Source organism: Kitasatospora sp. NPDC023118, from assembly GCF_055560875.1.
The window spans coordinates 85,454-108,826 of the sequence record NZ_JBVHHW010000017.1; the positions used below are offsets into that span (position 1 = coordinate 85,454).

Below are 23,373 nucleotides of genomic sequence, written 5' to 3' on the forward strand. Positions count from 1 at the left end.
GGGGCTCAGCCGTGCAGCGTCTCCCGCCAGTAGTGGCAGGCGCTGCGCCGGCCCGGCAGCTCGGCGCCCTCCTCGTCCACCACCGGTACCAGCGGCGGGAGTTCGGCCAGGCAGCGGTCCTGCACCCGGTCGCAGCGCGGGTTGAACGCGCAGCCCTGCGGGATCCGCAGCAGGCTGGGCGGCAGGCCCTTGATGGCGTGCAGGTCCTGGCCCTTCTGGTCCAGCCGCGGGATGGAGTCCAGCAGGCCCCGGGTGTACGGGTGGGCCGGGCGCGCGTACAGCTCGTGCACCGGCGCGGTCTCGACGATCCGGCCCGCGTACATCACCGCGATCTTGTCGGCCACGTCGGCGACCACGCCCAGGTCGTGGGTGATCAGGATCAGGCCCATGTTGAACTCGGCCTGGAGGTCGGCCAGCAGGTCCATCACCTGGGCCTGGACGGTCACGTCCAGCGCGGTGGTCGGCTCGTCCGCGATGATCAGGTCCGGTTCCAGGGCCAGCGCCATGGCGATCATGATGCGCTGGCGCATACCGCCGGAGAACTGGTGCGGGAAGTCACCGACCCGCTGCCGGGCGGCGGGTATGCGCACCCGCTCCATCAGCTCGACGGCCTTCTCCCGGGCCTCCTTGCGGGAGAGCCCCTGGTGCACCCGGAACATCTCGCCCAGCTGGAAGCCCACGCTGAGCACCGGGTTGAGGGCGGACAGCGCGTCCTGGAAGATCATCGCGATCCGCTGGCCCCGGACGGCCAGCCGGGCCTTGGGGTTCATGGTCAGCAGGTCCTCACCCCGGAACAGGATCCGCCCCGAGGTGATCCTCCCCGGCGGCATGTCCAGGATGCCCATGACCGCCTGCGCGGTCACCGACTTGCCGGAGCCGGACTCCCCCAGCACCGCCAGCGTCTCCCCCGCCGACACCGAGTAGCTCACCCCGTTGACGGCCCTGGCTACGCCGTCCTGGGTGTGGAACTCGATGTGCAGGTCCTCGACCTCCAGCAACGGGGTCCCGGGCTCCAGGCTCGACCGGCCGCCGCCGATCACCTCCACCGCGTCCATGTGAGCAGCCCTCCTCAGCGCAGCAGCGACCACCGATAGGCGCCTAGCAACTATCAATGACCGACGCGCACTTGGGGAGAGCACGGCAGATCTCGGTTCCATCACGGCACGACACTGCACGACACGACCCCGTTCCGAGGACGCGCCCTGGGGACGGCGCAGTCAGTCGCCGCTCTGCCCGTTCTCGCGCTCCGCCGCGCTCTGCCCGATCTCGCGCTCCGCCGCGCCCTGCCCGATCTCGCGCTCCGCCGCGAAGTGACAAGCCGAGTCGTGGAAGGCCGCGTCCCGCAGCCAGCTCGGCGAGGCGAGCAGCGGGACCTCCACCGCGCAACGCTCCTGCGCCTTCCAGCAGCGGGTGCGGAAGCGGCAGCCGGACGGCGGGTTGGCCGGCGAGGGCACGTCCCCGGTGAGCACGATCCGGTCCCGCGACTCGCGCGCCGTCGGGTCCGGCACCGGTACGGCCGACAGCAGCGCCTGGGTGTACGGGTGGGTCGCGTGGTCGTAGATCTCCGCGTCGCTGCCGATCTCGACCATCTTTCCCAGGTACATCACGCCGACCCGGTCGGAGATGTGCCGGACGATGGAGAGGTCGTGCGCGATGAACATGTACGACAGGTTGAACTCGCCCTGCAGCTGCTCCAGCAGGTTGATCACCTGCGCCTGCACCGACACGTCCAGCGCCGAGACCGGCTCGTCGCAGATGATGATCTCCGGTTTGAGCGCCAGCCCCCGGGCGATGCCGATGCGCTGGCGCTGACCGCCGGAGAACTGGTGCGGGTACCGGTTGATGTACTCGGGGTTGAGCCCGACCACGTCCAGCAGGTCCTGGACGGCCTTGCGGCGGTCGCCCCTGGGCGCCACCTCCGGGTGGATCTCGAAGGGCTCCCCGATGATGTCGCCGACCGTCATGCGCGGGTTGAGCGAGGTGTACGGGTCCTGGAACACCATCTGGATGTTGCGCCGGACGGCCTTCAGCGCGGACCCGGACAGCCGGGAGATCTCCTCCCCCTTGTACCGGACCGAGCCGCCGGTGGCCGGCTCCAGGTTCATCAGCACCTTGGCCAGCGTGGACTTCCCGCAGCCGGACTCGCCGACGATACCGAGCGTCTCGCCCTGCATCAGGTCGAAGCTGACCCCGTCGACGGCCTTGACCGCGCCGACCTGCCGCTTGAACAGCACGCCCGTGGTGAGCGGGAAGTGCTTGACCAGGTCCCGGACTTCGAGGATCGGCTCGCCGCGCGAAATCTCCTGGTTGAACGCGACCTCCTCCGGCTCCACCGCGCCCAGCGCGCTGGACCCGCTGGCAGCGGCCCTGCCGGCGCCGGCTCCGTCAACGGTCATGGAGGGTCTCCTTCCAGAAGAAGCAGGCGCTGCCGCGCCCCTCCAGCGGCGTGCCGTCCTCCTCGGCAACCGGGAACAGCTCCGGCACCTCGGCCCGGCAGATGTCCTGCGCCCGGGGGCAGCGCGGGTTGAAGGCGCAGCCCCTGGGGATCCGCAGCAGGTTGGGCGGCAGGCCCTTGATCGCGTAGAGCTCCTGGCCCTTCTGGTCCAGCCGCGGGATGGAGTCCAGCAGGCCCCGGGTGTACGGGTGGGCCGGGCGCGCGTACAGCTCGTGCACCGGCGCGGTCTCGACGATCCGGCCCGCGTACATCACCGCGATCTTGTCCGCGACGTCGGCGACCACGCCCAGGTCGTGGGTGATCAGGATGAGCCCCATGTGGAACTCGGCCTGGAGTTCGGCCAGCAGGTCCATCACCTGGGCCTGGACGGTCACGTCCAGCGCGGTGGTCGGCTCGTCCGCGATGATCAGGTCCGGTTCCAGGGCCAGCGCCATGGCAATCATGATGCGCTGGCGCATCCCGCCGGAGAACTGGTGCGGGTAGTCGTTCACCCGCTGCTTGGCCGCCGGGATGCGCACCCGCTCCATCAGCTCGACGGCCTTCGCCCCGGCCTCCGCCCGGGAGGCCCCCTGGTGGGCCCGGAACATCTCGCCGAGCTGGAAGCCCACGCTGAGCACCGGGTTGAGGGCGGACAGCGCGTCCTGGAAGATCATCGCGATCTTCCGGCCGCGGATCCTCCGCCGCTCGTCCTTGCCCATCTTCAGCATGTCCTGGCCGCGGAAGCGGATCTCGCCGCGCGGGATCCGGGCCGGCGGCATGTCCAGGATGCCCATGATCGCCTGTGCGGTCACCGACTTGCCGGAGCCGGACTCGCCCAGCACCGCCAGCGTCTCTCCGGCCCGGACGCTGTAGTTGACCCCGTTGACGGCCCTGGCCACGCCGTCCCGGGTGACGAACTCGACGTGCAGGTCCCGTACGTCGAGCAGCGGCCCCTCGTACGGTGTCTCCCGCTCGCGTTCGGTGCTGTCCACAGCTGTGGTCACGATGCGCTCCCCTCGCTCAGCGAAGCTTCGGGTCGAGGGCGTCGCGCACCGCGTCGCCCAGCATGATGAAGGCCAGCACGGTGACGGAGAGCGCCGCGGCCGGGAAGAACAGCACGTACGGCGCCGTGCGGATCACCTTCTGGGCGGAGGAGATGTCGATGCCCCAGGAGATGGTCGGGTCCTGCAGACCGATGCCGAGGAAGCTCAGCGTCGCCTCGGTGGCGATGTAGCCGCCGAGCGCGATGGTGGCGACCACGATCACCGGGGCGATCGCGTTCGGCAGGATGTGCCGGAACATCAGCCGTCCGGTCCCGGCGCCGAGCGCCCGACCGGCCATCACGTAGTCGGCCTGCTTGACGGTCAGCACCGCGCCGCGCATGACGCGGGCGATCTGGGTCCAGCCGAGCACGCCCAGCGCGATGACCACGCTCCACACCGTGCGGGTGGAGAAGGCGTTCAGCAGCACCAGGGCGCCGAGCAGCAGCGGGATGCCGAAGAAGATGTCGATGATCCGGGAGATCACCGCGTCCACGCCGCCGCCGAAGTACCCGGCGACCATGCCGGTCAGCCCGCCGAGCACGGTGACCGTGGCGGTCACGAAGATGCCGACGGTGATCGAGGCGCGGGCACCGAAGATGACCCGGGCGTAGATGGAGCGGCCCTGCGCGTCGTAGCCGAACCAACCGGTCCCGAAGATGTCGCCCCAGTCCGGCCGCCGCAGGTAGTCGTGCACCAGGTCGGCCTTGCGCGGGTCGGCGTCGGTGAACGCCCCGGGGAAGATCGCCATGATGACGAGTAGCAGGATCAGCACCGCCGAGATCAGGAAGATCGGCCGCCGGCGCAGGTCCCGCCAGGCGTCGCCCCAGAGGCTGCGGGCCTCCTCCCGCTTCCCCACGTCCCGTTCGACCAGGGTCTCCTGCTCGACCGCCATGCCCTGCTCCCCGGCGTAGTCGAGGCGCGAGACGCCGGGCTTGGGGTGCGGCTCGTACGAGTCCTCGTCGTGGATGTCAGGCATAGCGGATCCTCGGGTCCAGGACCGCGTAGAGCAGGTCGACGAGCAGGCTGGCGACCAGGTAGACGATCACCAGGACGGTCACGATGCCGACCACGGTGGGGCCTTCCTTCGTGTTGATCGCCCGGTACAGGACGTTGCCGATGCCCTGCACGTTGAAGATGCCCTCGGTGACGATCGCGCCGCCCATCAGCGCGCCGAGGTCGGTGCCGAGGAAGGTGACCACCGGGATCAGCGAGTTGCGCAGCAGGTGGCGCAGGACGATGGTGCGCCGGGGAAGGCCCTTGGCGACGGCCGTGCGCATGTAGTCGGCCCGCAGGTTCTCGCCGATCGAGGTCCGGGTGAGCCGGGCCACGTAGGCGAGCGATAGTGAACCCAGCACCACGGCGGGCAGTACGAGTTGGGAGAGGTCGTAGCTGTTCTGCACGGTCGGGGTGACCCAGCCGAGGTTGGTGGCGAAGACCGTCTGCGCGATGTACGCCAGCACGAAGACCGGGATCGAGATCACCACCAGGGTCAGCACGAGCACCAGGGTGTCCCGGATGCTGCCGCGCTTCAGCCCGGAGAGCAGGCCTAGGGCGAGGCCCAGGATCATCTCGAAGACGAAGGCCAACAGCGCCAGCCGGATGGTGACCGGGAAGGCGTTGGCCATGATGTCGGAGACCGGGCGGCCGGTGAAGCTGGTGCCGAAGTCGCCCTGGAAGAGGTTCCCCATGTAGTGCAGGTACTGCTTCCAGACCGGCTGGTCCAGGAAGTACTTGTGCTTGATGCTGGCCACCACGGCCGGGTCGGCGGCCTTCTCGCCGAACAGCGCGACCACCGGGTCACCCGGCAGCGTGTAGACCATCACGAAGATCAGCAGCGTGGTGCCGAAGAACACCGGAATCATCTGCAGCACCCGCCGCAGCACGTAACTGCCCATCCGGGCCTCCTTCCTACGTTCCGGCCGAGAGACCGGCCGGCCGAGAGACCAGGCCCCGCCCTCCGTGCGGGGAGGGCGAGGCCGGCCCGGGGGTGCGGGCCCGCCGCTGGGCGGGCCGCAGGAGATCAGCCCTTGACCTCGACCTGGGTCCAGGCCGGGTTGCCGAAGGAGTCGAACTTCACGTTCTGCACCTTGTTCGAGTAGCCCGAGTTGGTGCGGTAGTACCAGAGCGGGATGGCCGGCATGCCGCTCGGCAGCACGGCCTCGGCCTGCTGGTAGCCGGTCACCGTGTCGGCGACGCTGGCGGCCTCGTCGGCCTTGGTGGCCGCGTCGTCGAACTGCGGGTTGCTGTAGCCGAAGTCGTTGGAGGCGGCGCCGGTGCGGTACACGTCGGACAGGAAGTTGGCGTTCAGCGGGTAGTCCTGCACCCAGCCGGTGCGGAAGGCGCCGTCGAGCTGGTGCGTGGTGATCGCCGCGCGCGCGGTCTTGAAGTCCGGCTTCGGGTCACCCAGGCAGTCGACGCCGGTGTTCTGCCGGATCGAGTTGCAGACCGCGTCCACCCACTCCTTGTGGCCGCCGTCCGCGTTGTAGGTGATCAGTAGCTTGTTGCCGGGGACGCCGCCGCCCTCCTGGATCAGCTGCTTGGCCTTGGCCGGGTCGAACTTGCAGAAATCACCGCAGGCGCCCTCCTTGTAGCCCTCGACGCCCTCTGCCACCCAGGCGCTGGCCGGCTTGCGGGAGCCCTGCAGCACGGTCTTGGTGATGGTGTCGCGGTCGATCGCCATCGACAGGCCCTGGCGCACCTTGGCCTTGTCCGGGGAGGACCAGTCGGCCTGGTAGAGCGTGAAGCCGATGTTCTGGATCGCGCCCTGCGGGGCGTCGACGGCCCGGTCGCCGAGGTCGTTCTTGTACGTCGCCAGCGCGGACGGCGGCACCTGGTCCATCACGTCCAGGTTGCTGGACTGCAGGTCCGCGTAGGCGGCCTCGGACGTGGTGTACATCTTGAAGACGATGCCGCCGTTCTTCGGCTTGTCCACGCCCTGGTAGTCCGGGAAGGACTTGGTGACCACCTCGGTGTTGTGGGACCAGCTGACGAACTGGTACGGGCCGTTGCCCACCGGCTTCTGCCCGTACCCGTTCGGGTCCTTGAAGAAGCCGTCCGGCAGCGGTGAGAAGGCGATGTAGCCGAGCTTGTACTCGAAGTACGAGACCTTGTGGCTCAGCTTGACGGTGAAGTGCAGGTCATCGGTGACGGTCAGTCCGGACATCTTGTCCGTGGTGGGCTGCCCGCCGGCCGGGTGGACGTCCTGGTAGCCCTCGATGTCGGAGAACCATGAGCTGTTGATCTGGGCGTTGGCCGGATTGGCGCCCCAGTTCCAGGCGTCCACGAAGTTCTTGGCGTGCACCGGGGTGCCGTCGTGGAACTTCCAGCCGTCCTTCAGGGTGACGTTGAAGGTCTGCGAGTCGCTGGTGTCGATCTTGTCCGCGACCTGCATCCGGATCTTCGCGGTGCTGGGGTCGTAGTCCACCAGCCCCTTGAAGAGGTTCTGGATGATGCGACCGCCGCCGACCTCGTTCGCGTTTGCGGGCTGCAGCGGGTTCTGCGGCTCACTGCTCTGGTAGCTGAAGGTCTTGCTGGCGTCAGACGAGCTGCTACCGCCTCCGCCGCCGCTGCCGCACCCGGTGGCCACCAGGACCACGGACGTCGCAGCGGCGAGGACCAGGCGAGCACGGGCGGCTACGGGCATGAAGGTCCCTCCTCATCGGGTGTGTGTCGCATCACACCCCATGAGAAGCGCGCCCCGGCGACGGCGCGAGTCGGGTGCACCCGGACGGGTGCCGTAACCCCCTGCGGGGTTGACGCGGCGCCGGATCGGCGCAGCGCCGGATTGACCGAATGCCGGATCGACCGAATGCCGGAAGGGCCCGCGGCCGAAGCCGCGGACCCTTCCTGGGACGCCGGGAGAGGTCAGGCCGCGGCCGACTCCCGGACCTCGGCGAAGTGGCAGGCCGACTCGTGCGCGGCCGGGCCCTCCAGCGTGGTCGGGATCGCCAGCAGCGGGATCTCCTCCGCGCAGCGGTCCTCCGCCTTCCAGCAGCGGGTGCGGAAGCGGCAGCCGGACGGCGGGTTGGCCGGCGAGGGGATGTCACCGGTGAGGATGATCCGCTCGCGGGACTCGCGCGCCGTCGGGTCCGGCACCGGCACCGCGGACAGCAGCGCCTGGGTGTACGGGTGGGTGGCGTTCTCGTAGATCTGCTCGTCGGAGCCGATCTCGACCATCTTGCCCAGGTACATCACGCCGACGCGGTCGGAGATGTGCCGGACGATGGAGAGGTCGTGCGCGATGAACATGTACGACAGGCCGAACTCGCCCTGCAGCTGCTCCAGCAGGTTGATGACCTGCGCCTGGACGGACACGTCCAGGGCGGAGACCGGCTCGTCGCAGATGATGATCTCGGGCTTGAGCGCGAGACCGCGGGCGATGCCGATGCGCTGGCGCTGACCGCCGGAAAACTGGTGCGGGTACCGGTTGATGTACTCCGGGTTCAGACCCACGACGTCCAGCAGGTCCTGGACGGCCTTGCGGCGGTCGCCCTTCGGCGCCACCTCCGGGTGGATCTCGAAGGGCTCCCCGATGATGTCGCCGACCGTCATGCGCGGGTTCAGCGAGGTGTACGGGTCCTGGAACACCATCTGGATGTTCCGGCGAACGGCCTTGAGGGCCGAGCCGTTCAGCTTGGAGATGTCCTCGCCCTTGAACAGCACCTGGCCGGAGGTGGCCCGCTCCAGGTTCATCAGCACCTTGGCCAGCGTGGACTTGCCACAGCCGGACTCGCCGACGATGCCGAGGGTCTCACCCTTCTTCAGGTCGAAGCTGATGCCGTCGACGGCCTTGACCGCGCCGATCTGCTTCTTGAACAGGATGCCCTGGCTCAGCGGGTAGTGCTTGACCAGGTCCTTGACCTCCAGGATGGTCTCAGCCATGGAGGGTCTCCTTCCAAAGGTGGCACGCGCTGCGGCGGCCGGTGAGCTCCTCGCCGTCCTTGCCGGTCACCTGGTGCAGCGCCGGGATCTCCGTGCGGCACAGGTCGGTGGCGACATCGCAGCGGGGGTTGAACGCGCAGCCGGCCGGGACCTTCAGCAGGTTCGGGGGCAGGCCCTTGATCGCGTACAGCTCCTGGCCCTTCTGGTCCAGGCGCGGGATCGAGCGGAGCAGGCCCTTGGTGTACGGGTGCGCGGGGTTCGCGTACAGGTCGTGCACCGGGGCGGTCTCGACGATCCGGCCCGCGTACATCACGGCGATCTTGTCCGCGACGTCGGCGACCACGCCGAGGTCGTGGGTGATCAGGATCAGACCCATGTTGTACTCGGCCTGCAGCTCCGCCAGCAGGTCCATCACCTGGGCCTGGACGGTGACGTCCAGGGCGGTGGTGGGCTCGTCGGCGATGATCAGGTCGGGCTGCAGCGACAGCGCCATGGCGATCATGATGCGCTGGCGCATGCCGCCGGAGAACTGGTGCGGGTAGTCGTTCACGCGCTGCTTGGCAGCGGGGATGCGCACCCGGTCCATCAGCTCGATGGCCTTGGCCTTCGCCTCGGCCTTCGAGGCGCCCTGGTGCACCCGGAACATCTCGCCGAGCTGGTAGCCGACGCTGAGCACGGGGTTGAGGGCGGACAACGCGTCCTGGAAGATCATCGCGATCTTCCGGCCGCGGATCTTGCGCCGCTCCTCGTTGCTCATCTTGAGCATGTCCTGGCCGCGGTACAGGATCTCGCCCTGGGTCACCTTGCCCGGGGGCATGTCCAGGATGCCCATGATGGTCTGGGCCGTCACGGACTTGCCGGAGCCGGACTCGCCGAGCACGGCGAGGGTCTCGCCGGCCGCGACGGAGTAGTTGACGCCGTTCACGGCCTTGGCGATCCCGTCCCGGGTGTGGAACTCCACGTGGAGGTCCTTGACCTCCAGGAGCGGGGTTCCGACTTCGAGACGGTCACTCTTCTGGCTGTTCTCGATCACGGTGGTCATCGGGTCGTCACCTCTTCTCTCAGCGGAGCTTCGGGTCGAGGGCGTCGCGCACCGCGTCGCCGAGCATGATGAAGGCCAGCACGGTGATGCTCAGCATGCCTGCCGGGAAGAACAGGGCGAACGGCGCCGTGCGGATCACCTTCTGGGCCGAGTTGATGTCGATGCCCCAGGAGATGGTCGGGTCCTGCAGACCGATGCCGAGGAAGCTCAGCGTCGCCTCGGTGGCGATGTAACCGCCGAGGGCGATGGTGGCGACGACGATCACCGGGGCGACCGCGTTCGGCAGGATGTGCTTGAACATGATCCGGCCGGTGCCGGCGCCGAGCGCCTTGGCCGCGGTCACGAAGTCGGACTGCTTGACCGTGATCACCGAGCCGCGCATGACACGGGTCATCTGGGTCCAGCCCAGGGCGACCAGGGCGAAGACCACGCTCCAGATGGTGCGCGAGGTGAAGGCGTTCAGGATCACCAGCGAGCCGAGCAGCAGCGGGATGCCGAAGAAGATGTCGGTGACGCGGGAGACGATCGTGTCGACCCAGCCGCCGAAGTAGCCGGCGACCATGCCGGTCAGGCCGCCGAGGATGGTCACGCCGAGGGTGACGCAGATGCCGACCACGACCGAGGCGCGGGCGCCGTAGATGGTGCGGGCGTAGATGCTGCGACCCTGGAGGTCGTAGCCGAACCAGTCCGGCTCGAAGAAGTGGCTGTAGTTCGGCTTCGACAGGTAGTGCAGGCGCAGGTCGCCGGCCCGCGGGTCCACCGAGGTGAACAGGCCCGGGGCGATCGCGATGACGATCAGCAGCAGGATGAGCAGCGCGGAGATCACGAAGATCGGCTTGCGGCGCAGGTCGTGCCAGGCGTCGGAGCCGAGGCTGCGGGCCTTCTCGGGCTTGGGCCCCGCGGACTGCGCGGTGCGCTGCGCCGGGATCTCCTCGGCGGTCTTCTTGTCGGTCAGGTCAGGCATAACGGATCCTCGGGTCCAGGACCGCGTAAAGCAGGTCGACGATCAGGCCGGCGGCCAGGTACACGATCACCAGGAAGGCCACGAAGCCGGAGACGGTCGCGCCATCCTTCGCGTTGATCGCTTGGTAGAGCGCGTGGCCGACACCCTGGACGTTGAAGATGCCCTCGGTGACGATCGCCCCGCCCATCAGGGCACCGAGGTCGGTGCCGAGGAAGGTGACCACCGGGATCAGCGAGTTGCGCAGCAGGTGGGTGCCGATCACCTTCCGGCGCGGCAGGCCCTTGGCCACCGCGGTGCGGACATAGTCGGCCTTGATGTTCTCGGCTATGGAGGTACGGGTGAGGCGCGCGACGTACGCCAGCGAGAGCGAGCCGAGCACAATGGCCGGCAGCACCAGCTGGGTGATGTCGTTGCTGTCCTGGACGGTCGGGGTGACCCACTTCAGGTTCTGCCCGAAGATTGTCTGGAAGATGAAGCCCAGCACCGGGACCGGGATCGAGATCAGCAGCAGGGTGAAGACCAGGGCGCCCTTGTCGAAGATCTTGCCGCGACGCAGACCGGCGAACAGGCCGATCGCGATACCCAGCACGATCTCGATGGCGAACGCGAACAGCGCCAGCCGGACCGTGACCGGCAGTGCCTCAGTGATCTTGTCGAGCACCGGACGTCCGTCCGTGACCCCGGTGCCGAAGTCGCCGGTGAGCAGGCCCCGCATGTAGTCGATGTACTGCTGGACCAGCGGCTCGTCGAAGTGCTGCTGGTGCCTCAGCGCGGCGAGCTGCACCGGGTCTGGCGCCTTGTCGCCCCACAGCGCTGCCAGCGGGTCACCGGGCAGCGCGTGCACCATGAAAAAGATGAGTGCGGTCGTTCCGAGGAACACCGGGATCATCTGGAGCAGTCGCCTCGCGACAAAGCGCCCCATCGTGCCTCCATGTATGACTCTGCCGGGCCCGTCAACCCGGCCAGAGATAAGTCGGCGTGCCAACGGCCGGTGCCAGTCCTCGCCCTCGTGGGGATGGGACGGGCACCGGCCGTTGTCACCGGGTCAGGCGGTGCCGACCGATTACTTCTTCTTGACCTCGACGTCGGTGTAGACCGGGTCGCCAAAGGAGTTGAACTTCACGTTCTGGACGTTGTTGGAGTAGCCGGAGTTGGTCTTGTAGTACCAGAGCGGGATGGCCGGCATGTCCTTGGCCAGAACGGCCTCGGCCTGCTGGTACAGGTCGGCGGTCTTCTCCACCGAGGTGGCCGCGTCGGCCTCGTGGGCCAGCTTGTCGAACTCCGGGCTGGAGTAGCCGGCGTCGTTCGCGGCGGCACCGGTGCCGTAGACGTCGCGCAGGAAGTTGGCGTTCAGCGGGTAGTCCTGCACCCAGCCGGTCCGCATCATGCTCGGGACCTGCTTCTTCGTGATGATGTCACGCGAGGTCTTGAAGTCCGGCTTCGGGTCGCCGAGGCACTCGACGCCGGTGGCCTGGCGGATCGAGTTGCAGACCGCGTCCACCCACTCCTTGTGACCGCCGTCGGAGTTGTAGATGATGCTGATCTTGTTGCCCGGGACGCCACCGCCGTCCTGGATCAGCTGCTTGGCCTTGGCCGGGTCGTACTTGCAGGCGTCGCCGCAGGTGCCGGCCTTGTAGCCCATGACGCCGGGCGCCACGAACGAGTCGGCGGGCTGACGGCTGTTGTTCAGCACGGTCTTGGTGATGGTGTCGCGGTCGATCGCCATCGACAGACCCTGGCGGACCTTGGCCTTGTCCTGGCCGTTCCACTCCGCGTTGTACAGCGCGAAGGAGATGTTCTGGATGGCACCCTGCGCCTGGTCGACGGCGCGCTTGCCCAGGTCGTCCTTGTACTTCGGCAGGTCGGTCGAGTCGACCTGGTCCAGGACGTCCAGGGTGTCGGACATCAGGTCCTTGTACGCGGCCTCGGGCGAGGTGTACGCGCGGAAGACGATGCCGCCGTTCTTCGCCTTGTTGGTGCCGGTGTACTTGTCGTAGGCGGCCAGGGTGACGGCCTTGTTGTGCTCCCACGAGACGAACTTGTAGGGGCCGTTGCCGACCGGCTTCTCGCCGTAGCCCTTGGGGTCGGAGAAGAACCCGGTGGGCAGCGGGAAGAAGGCCGAGTAGCCCAGCTTGTACGTGAAGTACGAGACGGGCTGCGTCAGTTCGATGGTGAAGTGGGTGTCGTCGACGACCTTGAGACCGGCCATCTCCTTGGCGGTCGGGTCACCCTTGTCCGGGTGAACGGCGTCGTAGCCGACGATGTCGGAGAACCAGTCCGAGTTGATCTGGTTGTTCGCCGGGTTGGCCGACCAGTTCCAGGAGTCCACGAAGGACTTGGCGGTGACCGGGGTGCCGTCGTGGAAGGTCCAGCCGGACTTCAGGGTGACGGTGTAGTTCTTGGCGTCGGTGGTCTCGATCTTGTCGGCCACCTGGTTGCGCAGGGCACCGGTCGCGGGGTCGTAGTCGACGAGGCCCGTGAAGAGCTGCTTGACGATACGGCCGCCCTGGTTCTCCATGGCGTTGGCCGGCTGCAGCGGGCGCTGGGGCTCGGCGCTCTGGTAGCTGAAGACGCCCGCGGGGTTGACCGCGGCGCCGTCCGAGCTCCCACCGGAGGAGTCGCTGCTGCCGCTGCTGCTACAAGCAGTCGCGGCGAGCGCGACAGCGACAGCTGCGACAACCCACTTGGCCTGGCTCACACCACGCATCGGTGTGCCTCCTGAATTCGACGTTGCGACGGGGAAGGCACCACGGAACGGTTGTCACCGGGCCCGCAATGCCGTCCGCGCTCGTGGTTTCGGCGCGCACCCCTGCGCGTTCACCCTTGACCCGAGCCTGACTGGCTCCACTATCCGTCACGCACGGACACGAAAGTGACCAGTGACGATCTCAATTAGGTCACATGAACAGTCGGTAAGTTTCGAAAACCGGACATTTGAGACATAGCCAGACAGGTACCAAACGGACAGTCGTCATGCATGACGAACCGTCGCGTCCGCTCAGCGGACACTCGGGTGTGATGAGCGTTATTCCGTTAATAGCGGCCCCGACAACTTGGAGTAGTTGAAAAAGTTCGCCCCCCTCTCCAATCGGAAAGGGGGGCGAAACAATCCGGCCAATGGCCGTTCAGAGCGTCCGGATCACGCCTTCTTGGCGCGCGAGGCGGTACGTCCGCGGTCCTTCTGGTCCAGGACGACCTTACGGATGCGAACCGTCTCCGGGGTCACCTCGATGCACTCGTCCTCGCGGCAGAACTCCAGCGACTGCTCCAGCGAGAGCTTGCGCGGCGGGACGATCGACTCGGCCACGTCGGCGGTCGAGGACCGCATGTTGGTGAGCTTCTTCTCCTTGGTGATGTTCACGTCCATGTCGTCGGAGCGCGAGTTCTCACCGACGATCATGCCCTCGTACACCTCGGTGCCCGGCTCGCAGAAGAGCACGCCGCGCTCCTGCAGGTTGGTCATCGCGAAGGCGGTGACCACACCGGCGCGGTCGGCCACCAGCGAACCGTTGTTGCGGGTGGTCAGGTTGCCGAACCACGGCTCGTGGCCCTCGTGGATCGAGTGCGCGATGCCGGTGCCGCGGGTGCTGGTGAGGAACTCGGTGCGGAAGCCGATCAGGCCGCGGGACGGGACGACGAACTCCATCCGGACCCAGCCCGAGCCGTGGTTGGACATGTTGTCCATCCGGCCCTTGCGGACGCCCATGAGCTGGGTGACGGCACCCATGTGCTCCTCGGGGACGTCCACGGTGAGGCGCTCGACCGGCTCGTGGGTCTTGCCGTTGACCTCCTTGGTGACCACCTGCGGCTTGCCGACGGTCAGCTCGAAGCCCTCGCGGCGCATGGTCTCGATCAGGATGGCCAGCGCCAGCTCACCGCGGCCCTGCACCTCCCAGGCGTCCGGGCGCTCGGTGTCCAGGACGCGCAGCGAGACGTTACCGATCAGCTCGCGGTCCAGGCGGTCCTTCACCTGGCGGGCGGTGACCTTGCGGTCCACCTTGGCGCCGGACTTGGCGTCCGCGCCCTTGCCGCTGCCGCCACGGCCGACCAGCGGCGAGGTGTTGGTGCCGATGGTCATCGAGATGGCCGGCTCGTCCACCGTGATCAGCGGCAGCGCGATCGGGTTCTCCGGGTCGGCCAGGGTCTCGCCGATCATGATGTCGGAGATGCCGGCGACGGCGCAGATGTCACCGGGGCCCGCCACCTCGGCCGGCTTGCGGGTGAGCGCCTCGGTCATCAGCAGCTCGGAGATGCGGACGTTCTGGATCGAGCCGTCGCGCTTGATCCAGGCCACGGTCTGGCCCTTGCGCAGCTCGCCCTGCTCGACGCGCAGCAGCGCGATGCGGCCGAGGAAGTTGTCGGCGTCCAGGTTGGTGACGTGCGCCTGCAGCGGGGCGTCCTCGTCGTAGCTGGGGGCCGGGACGTGCTCCAGCAGGGTAGAGAAGAACGGCTCCAGGTTGGTGCTGTCCGCGGGAACGGTGCCGTTCTCCGGCTTGGTCAGCGAGGCGACGCCGTCACGGGCGCAGGCGTAGACGATCGGGAACTCGATCTGGTCCTCGTCCGCGTCCAGGTCCAGGAACAGGTCGTAGGTCTCGTTGATGACCTCGTCGATCCGGGAGTCCGGACGGTCGGTCTTGTTGATGCACAGGATGACGGGCAGCCGGGCGCTGAGCGCCTTGCGCAGCACGAAGCGGGTCTGCGGCAGCGGGCCCTCGGAGGCGTCGACCAGCAGCACGACCGCGTCCACCATCGACAGACCGCGCTCGACCTCGCCACCGAAGTCGGCGTGGCCCGGGGTGTCGATGATGTTGATGGTGATCGGCGCGCCACCGTCCTTGGGGTGGTACTTGACCGCGGTGTTCTTCGCGAGAATGGTGATGCCCTTCTCGCGCTCCAGGTCGTTCGAGTCCATCATGCGGTCGTCGAGCTGCTGATGGGCGGCGAAGGCGCCGGCCTGCTTCAGCATGGCGTCGACCAGCGTGGTCTTGCCGTGGTCGACGTGGGCGACGATGGCGACGTTACGGATGTCGTTGCGCGTGGGCATGCCTAGCGGATTCTCCCGGAATCGTGGGTTACGGCGCCCGGCCGCGAGACGCGCACTTGCGGCCCCTGTCGGCCGCCGCCACCCGTTCGCCTGCTACTACCGGTCCACCCGCCGGGCATATGGACATGCCTCGGCTTCCTCCTATCGTACGGGGAAGCACCCAGGTGGGCGGAAACGAGCAGGTCGGGCGGGACCAAGATCACAGCTGGGTCACGCGCTCTTCACCCGGCGGCCGGGTTCCGACACTCTTCCGTTCGTGATCCCCGGGCCCGCGGCCCCGCAGGCCCTCACCGACGCGCCGCGCCGGTTCGCCCCCGCGGGCGCTCGACGCGCGCTAGCGGCTCCAGCCGACGTCCTGGAACCGGGGCCACCCGAAGCCCCAGGCGCCGACCCCGGCGACTCCGGTCCGCACACCCACCAGCTCCGGCCGCTGGTAGAGCGGCACCGAGTGCCCGAGCTGCCAGATCCGCACGTCCGCCTCCTGCAGCAGGTCCAGCCGGGCCGCCGGGTCGAGTTCGGCGGCCGCCCGGTCGAACAGCCGGTCGATCTCCTCGGTGCCGCTGCGGCCGTAGTTGGTGCCCGGGTCGGGCGTGCCGTTGGCGTCCGGCCGGGGCTTGGCGTAGGCGGCGCGCTGCTCGCCCGCCGGGCTGGGGCCGGCCGGCCAGGAGAACAGGGCGAGGTCGTAGTCCCCGGCCGCGAGGCGGTCCTTGACGAAGGTCTCGGCGGGCGCGGCCTGCGTCTTCACCGCGATGCCGGACTCGGCGAGGGAGGCGGTGAGCGCGTCGGCGGTGCGCTTGGCGGTCGCCGAGCCGGCCGGGACGAGCAGGGTGAGGGCGAGCTCCTTGCCGTCCTTGACCCGGGTGCCGCCGTTCGGCCGCTTCCAGCCCGCCTCGTCCAGCAGCTCACTGGCCTCCGCCGGGCCGACCGCGGCGCTGTTGTCGCGGTAGCCCTCCTGGTCCCCCGCGAGCAGGTGGCTGCCGAGCGGGGCGCCGGGCAGCCCGAGCGGGCCGAGCGCGGCCTCGGCGATCCGCCGCCGGTCGACCGCCCGGGCCAGCGCCCGCCGGACCGCCGAGTCGGTGAGCGGGCCGCGGGCGGCGTTGACGGTGAGCTCGGTGAGCGAGGCGGCGGCGGCCCGGTGCACGGTGATCCCGGGCAGCGACTCGGCCCGCCGCAGCGCCTGCGCCGCCGCCTCGGGCGCCGCGGCGTCCGCGGCGGCGGGCGGCGCGGCCGGACCGGTGCCCGCCGAGGGGCTTGCCGTGGGGGCGGCCGGCACCGCCCGGTCCACCGCCACGGTCAGCGGGGCGACGTCCAGCCGCTCCTGGTCCAGCGCGTCCAACCGCTGCTCGGGCGGCGTGGCCACGAAGTCGATCCGGTCGGTCTTCGGCAGGTCCCCCCACCAGAGCCGGTTGCTCACCACGGTGACCCGTCCGCCCTTCGCGTCGTACGAGGAGAGGGTGTACGGCCCGGCGCTCAGGTGGCCGCCACCGGTGAGCGCCCGGTTGAAGGCCGCCGCCGTGGAGGTCTCGGCGGCCGGGTAGAGCGGTCCGAACAGCGCGCGCCACTCGGCGTACGGCCGCCGGAAGGTCACCTTGACCTCGTACGGATCGGCGCCCTGGGTGATCGACTCGATGGCGTCGTACCCGGCCGGGTGTGCGCCCCGGTAGGCCGGGTCCAGCCCGGACAGGGCGGCCCGCTGGGCGGTGAGGTCGGCGGCCGACAGCGGGGTGCCGTCGCTCCAGACGGCGTGCGGGTTGAGCCGGTAGGTGACCACCTGCGGCTGCTGCCCGGGCGGGGTGGACTCGGCGCCGGCCAGGTAGTCCGGGTCGGGGACGAGCCGCCCGTGCTCGTCGGGCCGGAACAGCGAGGGGTACAGCGCGTGGGCGAGCAGCGCCGAGTCGGCGGTCGCGCCGCTCTGGTAGACGTTCAGCGTGGCCGGCACGCCGTCCACCGCCCAGCGCAGCGTGCCGCCGTTCTCGACGTCGGCGCGGTCGGCGGGGCGGACGTCCCCGGTGGTGGCGGTGGGGTCGGCCGAGGCCGGCGCGGGTTCGGCGGTATGGGCCGGGGCCGGGCCGTCGGAGCAGCCTCCGAGGCCGGCGGCGAGCAGCAGCGCGATGGCTGCGGCGGTGAGCTGGCGGACGCGCATGGCGGCCATGGAACGCCGCCCGGACGGCCCGGCCCGCGCCGACACGGCGGGCAGCCGGGCGACTGCACCCGTACGGCCCAGCCCTACGGCCTCACCACCGCTACAGCGCCAGCTCGAACCAGACGATCTTGCCCTTGGGCGTGCGCCGGCTGCCCCAGCGTTCGGCCAGCAGGCTGACCAGCTGCAGGCCGCGCCCGCCCTCGTCGGTCTCCTGGGCGCGCCGCTGCCGGGGCTGGGCGTAGCCGTCGTCCCAGACCTCGCAGACCATGGTGCGCTCGCGCAGCAGCCGCAGCCGGATCTCGCCCCGCCCGTGCTTGAGCGCGTTCGTGACCAGCTCGCTGACCAGCAGTTCGGTGGTGTCGACCAGTTCCTCCATGCCCCGGGAGAGCAGCCAGCTGCAGGCCAGCTCGCGGGCCTTGGCGACCGAGGTGGGCTCGGGGGGCAGGAACCAGTTGCCGACGGCGTCCTCGGGGAAGGCGTGCACCTTGGCCATCAGCAGCGCGATGTCGTCCTCGCCATGGTGCGGGTTGAGCTCGCCGAGGACGTGGTCGCAGAGGTCCTCCAGGGCCTTGCCCTCGGCGGAGAGCGCGGCCCGGAAGGCGCGCAGGCCCTCGTCCAGCTGGTGCTTGCGGCTCTCCACCAGGCCGTCGGTGTAGAGGCCGAGCACGGCGCCGTCCGGGAGGTCCACCTCGACCTCCTCGAAGGGCTCGCCGCCGACGCCGAGCGGCAGGCCGGGCGGCACGTCGAGCATCCGGGAGCCCTCGCCGGGGGTGAGCAGCACGGGCGGCAGGTGGCCGGCGTTGGCGATCCAGCAGCGCCGGGTGACGGCGTCGTAGACCGCGTAGACGCAGGTCGCCAGGTAGACCTCGCGGGCCTCCTCGTCGGCGGTCGAGGTGAGCCGGCCGTACGGGGTGGGCGGGCCGGCCGGGACGGAGTCGTCGCCGAGGCCGCGGGCGATCTCGTCCAGCGCGGTGAGCACCTCGCCGGGCTCCAGGTCGAGCATCGCCAGGGTCCGGACGGCGGTGCGCAGCTGCCCCATCGCGACTGCGGCGCGCAGGCCGCGGCCCATCACGTCGCCGATGACCAGGGCGGTGCGGTTGCCGGGCAGCGGGATGACGTCGAACCAGTCGCCGCCGACCTCGGTGTTGTTGTTGCTGGGCAGGTAGCGGCAGGCGATCTCCAGGCCGCTGGCGGCCGGGTTGCCCGGGGGCAGCAGGCTGCGCTGGAGGATCAGCGCGCGTTCGTGCTCGCGGCGGTAGAGCCGGGCGTTGTCGATGCAGACGGCGGCGCGGGCGACGAGCTCCTCGGCGATAGCCACGTCGCGGGCGTCGAAGGGCTCGCTGCCGATCGCCCGGGAGAGCTGGACCAGTCCGAGCACCTGGTCGCGGGCGACCAGCGGGACGATCAGGGTGGAGCGCAGCAGCGGGTCGCGGCCGGGCTCGGGGACGACGCTGCGGCCGGTGCGCAGTGCCCGGGCGTGCGGGGAGCGGCGCGGGTAACAAAGGGTGCCGCCGGCCTCGGCGATCGGCAGGCCGGTGACCGAGCCGAGCACCGAGGAGGCGCCGCCGATCACGCTGGAGACGGCGACCCGGCGCAGTTCGCCGCTGCCGTCGGTGAGCACGGTGTCGCCGGGCCGGCCGGCGCTGGGGACGGTCTCGCCGGAGAGCAGCGCGGTGTAGAGGTCGACGGTGGCGAGGTCGCAGAACGGCGGGACGACGACGTCGAGGAGTTCCTTGGCGGTGGTCTCCAGGTCGAGGGTGGAGCCGATGTGGGCGCTGGCCTCGTTGAGCAGGGCGAGGTTGCGGCGCACGCCGTCGGCCTCGCGCTCGGCGACGTGCCGGCTGGTGACGTCGGAGACCTGTCCGGCCACGCCCATCGGCTGCCCGGCCGAGCCGTTCAGCCGGTACAGCGAGACGGCCCAGAGCCGGTTGCCCTCGCGGGTCGGGACGGCGCTGTGGAAGCGCAGGTCGAAGACGGGTTCGCCGGTGGCGAGGACCTTGCGCAGGGCGGCGGTGAGCCGGTCGGCCTCGGAGGGCGGGAAGAGGTCGTGCGGGGTGAGGCCCTCCAGGTCGGTGGGGACCAGGCCCATGCCGGAGGCGAAGGCGTCGTTGACCCGCTGGAGGCGCAGCCGGTCGTCGAAGAGCACGAAGCCGGTGGGCGTCTGGCCGAAGACGGCCTCGGAGGCGGCGAGGTCGGTCTCGATCCGGCGCAGTCGGCCGAGGTCGACGGCCAGGCAGGTGGCGCCCGCGGTGGGCAGGGCGCTGTCCGGCATCAGGTAGAGCTCGGCGAGGCCCTCGCCGCCGGCGGCGTCCCGGTAGGGGGTCGTGCCGACCCACTCCTCGCCGGCCAGGGTGCGCTCCAGCCGGGCGCGGCCGCGCTGCCAGAGTTCGCGGGGCACGAAGGTGGAGACCGGGTCGGCGCCGACGGCCTCGGCGGCGGGGACGCCGAAGAACTCGGCGGCGCGCTCGCTCCACTGGCTGATCCGCCCGTCGGGGCCGATCGCGAAGGTGGCGACCCGGATGTAGTCGTAGATCGAGCCGGGGTCGCCGGCGCCCCAGGGGCGCTGCCCCGCGGCGGGGTGGGCGCCGCGGCCCGGGCCCCCGGTCCCGGGCGGCGCCGCCGGTCCGGGCAGGTGCGCGGAGGCGGCCTGCCCGGGTACAGCGGCATGACCGCTGCTGCTCGGCGCGTTCCGCGCCGGTGTGCTGTTCAACGGACCGACCCCTCCAACCCGCGACCGTCCGGATGTCGAGAAGACCGAGTATTCATCATCGAGGGGTACGTTCACACGCCCTCAACATCACAACATCAGATCGGGCGAAGGTTTTTGTCCTACCGCCCGCGCAACCACAATGCCACGCCCGCGCCCCCTTCCGGAGCGCGCGCTCCCCCCCGGGCCCCTACTGGCATATGCGGCACTGTTCTCCTGATGTTCTGCTCGCGCCCCGTTCGGATCATGACTCGCCCGGCACGCGCACCTCTCGATGATGAGCTCGCTACGCTCGCCCGTTACCCGGCAGCTCCAGCTCGAACCAGACCACCTTGCCGATCCCCTCGGCCCGGGCGCCCCAGTGCAGCGCCAGCCGGTGGACCAGCTCCAGGCCCCGGCCGCCCTCGTCGGCCTCGGCCGCGTGCCGCTCCCGGGGCGGGTCGGGCAGCGGGTCGGAGATCTCGACCAGCAGTGTCTCACCGAGCGTCAGCCGGACCCCGATCGGGGCGCTGGCGTACCGGACGGCGTTCGTGACCAACTCGCTGACCAACAGTTCGGCGGTGTCGGTGAGGTCCTCGACGCCCCACTCGGCAAGCGTGGCACGGACCAGCCGACGGGCCCGGGAGACGGCGGTGGGCTCCGCGGGCAGGGTCCAGCCGGCCGTCGGGGTGCCGGCCTGGCCGTGCCCGAGCCGGGCCAGCAGCAGCGCGACGTCGTCCGGTTCGCGGCCCTGCTCCATGGTGTCGAGCACCGCCTCGCAGGCGGCCTGGATGGAGGCGTGCGGCTCCTGGAGCACGGTGACCAGCCGGCCGAGGCCGACGTCCAGGTCCTTGTCCCGGGACTCGACCAGGCCGTCGGTGCACAGCGCGAGCAGGCTGCCCTCGGGGATCTTCAGTTCGACGGATTCGAACGGGACACCGCCCACGCCGAGCGGGGCGCCGGAGGGCAGGTCGAGGATCCGGCCGGCGCCGCCGGGCAGCGGGCCGCCGGTGCGGGTCGGCTCCTCGGTGGTCTCCTCGCCCGGCACCACCAGCACCGGCGGGATGTGCCCGGCCTTGGCGACGGTCAGCATCGCCGTGCCCGGGTCGAAGACCGCGTAGACGCAGGTGGCCAGCAGCGCCTCGTCCGGGCCCTGGGCCAGGTCGTCGGCCAGCTCGTGGACGTGCCGCAGCAGCACGTCGGGCGGCAGGTCGAGGGCGGCCAGCACCCGGACGGCGGTGCGCAGCCGACCCATGGTGGCGGCGGCCCGCAGGCCGTGGCCCATCACGTCCCCGACCACCAGCGCGGTGCGGTCGCCGGGCAGCGGGATGACGTCGAACCAGTCGCCGCCGACCTCGGTGCCGCTACTGCCGGGCACGTAGCGGTAGGCGACCTCGACGCCGGTGGGCTGCGGGACCTGCTGCGGGAGCAGGGTGCGCTGCAGGGTGAGCGCGGCGGTGCGCTCGCGGGCGTAGAGGCGCGCGTTGTCCAGCGAGCTGCCGGCCCGGTCGGCCAGTTCGACGGTGAAGGCCAGGTCGTCCCGGTCGAATCCCTCGCGGTAGCCGGCCCGGCTGACCAGCAGCAGGCCGATCACGATGCCGCGGGCGCGCAGCGGGACGACCAGCATCGAGTGCACGCCCAGGTCGTGGGCGGCCTGCGTCTTGGGATCGCCGGGGTAGGTCACCTCGTCCAGCTGGTCGGCGCCGGAGAGCAGCTCGGGCACGCCGGTGCGCAGCACCCGGCCGCAGGCGGAGTCCTCGGCGAAGGTGATCCGGGCGCCGCGCCGGAGCATCACCTCGACCTCGGGGCCGTCCTGGACGGAGGCGGTGCCGAGCTGGAGCAGTGAGGTGCGCCGGTCGTGGCCGTGCCGGGGAAGGTCGTCACCGTGCGCGACGGCCTGGAGCAGGATCACCGCCGAGTGGTCGGTCAGCCGGGGGACCACGGAGCTGGCGAGTTCCTGGGCGATCCGGGAGGCGTCGAGCAGGTCACCGACCCGGGAGCCGAACTCGTTGAGCAGCGAGAGCCGGCGCCGGGCGTGCTCGACCTTGGCGACCGCCCGGTAACGTTCGGTCACGTCCATCACGGTGCCGGAGATGCCGAGCACTCGGCCGGAGCGGTCGGTCATCCGGCTGTAGGAGATCGAGCGGTAGCCGGGCCGGGTGGTGACCGGGGAGGCGAGGGTGACGTCGATGACCGGCTCGCCGGTGGCCAGCACCTGGCGCTGGATCGTGGTGATCTCGTCGGCGGCCCGCTCGGGCAGGGTCTCGCCGGTGGTGCGGCCGACGTGGTCCTCCAGGGCGACGCCGTTCAGCTCGGCGAGGGTCCGGTTGACGGCGGTGTAGCGCAGGTCGGTGTCCAGGATGGCGATGCCCAGCGGGGACTGCTCGAACAGCGCGTCGCGCACCGCGAGGTCCCGTTCGACGGCCCGGACGGCGGCCGCCTCGGCCATGTTGGACTGCAGGAACGGGGTGCCGTCGCCGTCCACCAGGAGGGAGATCCGGGCGTCCACGGTGACCGGCAGGCCGTCCCGGTCGCGCAATTCGACGCTGCCCGCCCAGCGGCCGTGGTGCAGGGTGTCCTGGATCGCTGCCCGGATCCGGGCGACCTGCTCCTGGTCGGGGATCAGTTCATCGATCCGGCGGCCGACCAGCAGCTCGCCCGGCCAGCCGAGCAGTTCCTCGGCCGCCGGGCTCCACAGCACCACCCGGCCCGCGGTGTCCAGGATCGCGTTGGCGACCTTGAGCATGTCCAGCAGGCTGCCGTCGGGCGGCGTGCCCAGGCCCCGCGCGGCGTCGGCGGGCCCGCCGGGGAAGGGCCGCCCGGGGCGGCTGCGCGGGCCGGGCGGGGTGCCGGGCTCGGGGACGGCCAGGGTCGGCGCGGTCGGCGCGGGCTGGACGGGCCGAGCGGGCCGGGCCGCCTCGGGGGCCGTCAGGGCGCCGGCGCGACGGCGGCCGGCCGGCGGCTGCGGGGCGGCCGGACGGGCGACGCGGCGCAGTCGGGCGCGGGCGGAGGCGCCTCCCGCGGTGCCTGCCCGCCGCGCTCCCCCGCCGCCGTTCCCGGTAGTCGACACCGACGGGGCCTCCGGCTCTGGGTCGGGATCGGCGTCGCCGGCTGGGACGGCTCACCGATGGTGACG

General features: G+C 70.5%; 15 protein-coding genes. All 15 read right to left on the reverse strand.

Going from position 1 to position 23,373, the window contains the following annotated elements; genetic code table 11:
- Positions 1-5: 5 nt before the first annotated feature.
- The gene (locus tag ACZ3UD_RS22800; RefSeq protein WP_465590530.1) at positions 6-1,055 is read right to left on the reverse strand and encodes an ABC transporter ATP-binding protein; all 1,050 of its coding nucleotides are present in this window, start codon (positions 1,053-1,055) and stop codon (positions 6-8) included.
- Between the two features lie 162 nt (positions 1,056-1,217).
- A complete protein-coding gene (locus tag ACZ3UD_RS22805) occupies positions 1,218-2,396 on the reverse strand; it encodes an ABC transporter ATP-binding protein (RefSeq protein WP_465590533.1) in 1,179 nt (392 codons plus the stop codon).
- Positions 2,386-3,438 carry an ABC transporter ATP-binding protein gene (locus ACZ3UD_RS22810; protein ID WP_465590536.1) on the reverse strand — a complete coding sequence of 351 codons (1,053 nt, stop codon included), beginning with the start codon at positions 3,436-3,438 and terminating at the stop codon, positions 2,386-2,388. Before ACZ3UD_RS22810 ends, ACZ3UD_RS22805 begins: the two co-directional genes overlap by 11 nt.
- A 16-nt stretch (positions 3,439-3,454) precedes the next feature.
- Positions 3,455-4,369 (reverse strand): ABC transporter permease, encoded by a 915-nt coding sequence (locus ACZ3UD_RS22815; RefSeq protein ID WP_465590783.1) that lies wholly within the window; start codon positions 4,367-4,369, stop codon positions 3,455-3,457.
- Between the two features lie 76 nt (positions 4,370-4,445).
- Complete coding sequence (locus ACZ3UD_RS22820; RefSeq protein WP_465590539.1) at positions 4,446-5,372, reverse strand: ABC transporter permease; 927 nt, start codon at positions 5,370-5,372, stop codon at positions 4,446-4,448.
- Positions 5,373-5,497: 125 nt separating this feature from the next.
- Positions 5,498-7,120 (reverse strand): peptide ABC transporter substrate-binding protein, encoded by a 1,623-nt coding sequence (locus ACZ3UD_RS22825; RefSeq protein WP_465590542.1) that lies wholly within the window; start codon positions 7,118-7,120, stop codon positions 5,498-5,500.
- Between the two features lie 221 nt (positions 7,121-7,341).
- The gene (locus ACZ3UD_RS22830) at positions 7,342-8,358 is read right to left on the reverse strand and encodes an ABC transporter ATP-binding protein (protein ID WP_465590545.1); all 1,017 of its coding nucleotides are present in this window, start codon (positions 8,356-8,358) and stop codon (positions 7,342-7,344) included.
- Positions 8,351-9,400, reverse strand: coding sequence for an ABC transporter ATP-binding protein (locus tag ACZ3UD_RS22835; RefSeq protein ID WP_465590548.1), 1,050 nt, complete (start codon positions 9,398-9,400; stop codon positions 8,351-8,353). The genes ACZ3UD_RS22830 and ACZ3UD_RS22835 overlap by 8 nt, the downstream gene beginning before the upstream one ends.
- 19 nt (positions 9,401-9,419) lie before the next feature.
- Positions 9,420-10,364, reverse strand: a complete 945-nt coding sequence (locus tag ACZ3UD_RS22840; protein ID WP_465590551.1) for an ABC transporter permease — start codon at positions 10,362-10,364, stop codon at positions 9,420-9,422.
- Positions 10,357-11,286: an ABC transporter permease gene (locus tag ACZ3UD_RS22845; RefSeq protein ID WP_465590554.1), complete on the reverse strand. Its 930-nt coding sequence runs from the start codon at positions 11,284-11,286 to the stop codon at positions 10,357-10,359. Before ACZ3UD_RS22845 ends, ACZ3UD_RS22840 begins: the two co-directional genes overlap by 8 nt.
- A gap of 141 nt (positions 11,287-11,427) precedes the next feature.
- Positions 11,428-13,071: a peptide ABC transporter substrate-binding protein gene (locus tag ACZ3UD_RS22850; RefSeq protein ID WP_465590557.1), complete on the reverse strand. Its 1,644-nt coding sequence runs from the start codon at positions 13,069-13,071 to the stop codon at positions 11,428-11,430.
- A gap of 432 nt (positions 13,072-13,503) precedes the next feature.
- Positions 13,504-15,408: a translational GTPase TypA gene (gene typA / locus ACZ3UD_RS22855; protein ID WP_465590560.1), complete on the reverse strand. Its 1,905-nt coding sequence runs from the start codon at positions 15,406-15,408 to the stop codon at positions 13,504-13,506.
- 334 nt (positions 15,409-15,742) lie between these two features.
- The gene (locus ACZ3UD_RS22860; protein WP_465590563.1) at positions 15,743-17,551 is read right to left on the reverse strand and encodes an ABC transporter family substrate-binding protein; all 1,809 of its coding nucleotides are present in this window, start codon (positions 17,549-17,551) and stop codon (positions 15,743-15,745) included.
- A 100-nt stretch (positions 17,552-17,651) separates the two neighbouring features.
- Positions 17,652-20,261: a SpoIIE family protein phosphatase gene (locus tag ACZ3UD_RS22865; RefSeq protein WP_465590567.1), complete on the reverse strand. Its 2,610-nt coding sequence runs from the start codon at positions 20,259-20,261 to the stop codon at positions 17,652-17,654.
- 283 nt (positions 20,262-20,544) lie between these two features.
- Positions 20,545-23,307 (reverse strand): SpoIIE family protein phosphatase, encoded by a 2,763-nt coding sequence (locus ACZ3UD_RS22870; RefSeq protein WP_465590570.1) that lies wholly within the window; start codon positions 23,305-23,307, stop codon positions 20,545-20,547.
- Positions 23,308-23,373: the final 66 nt, after the last annotated feature.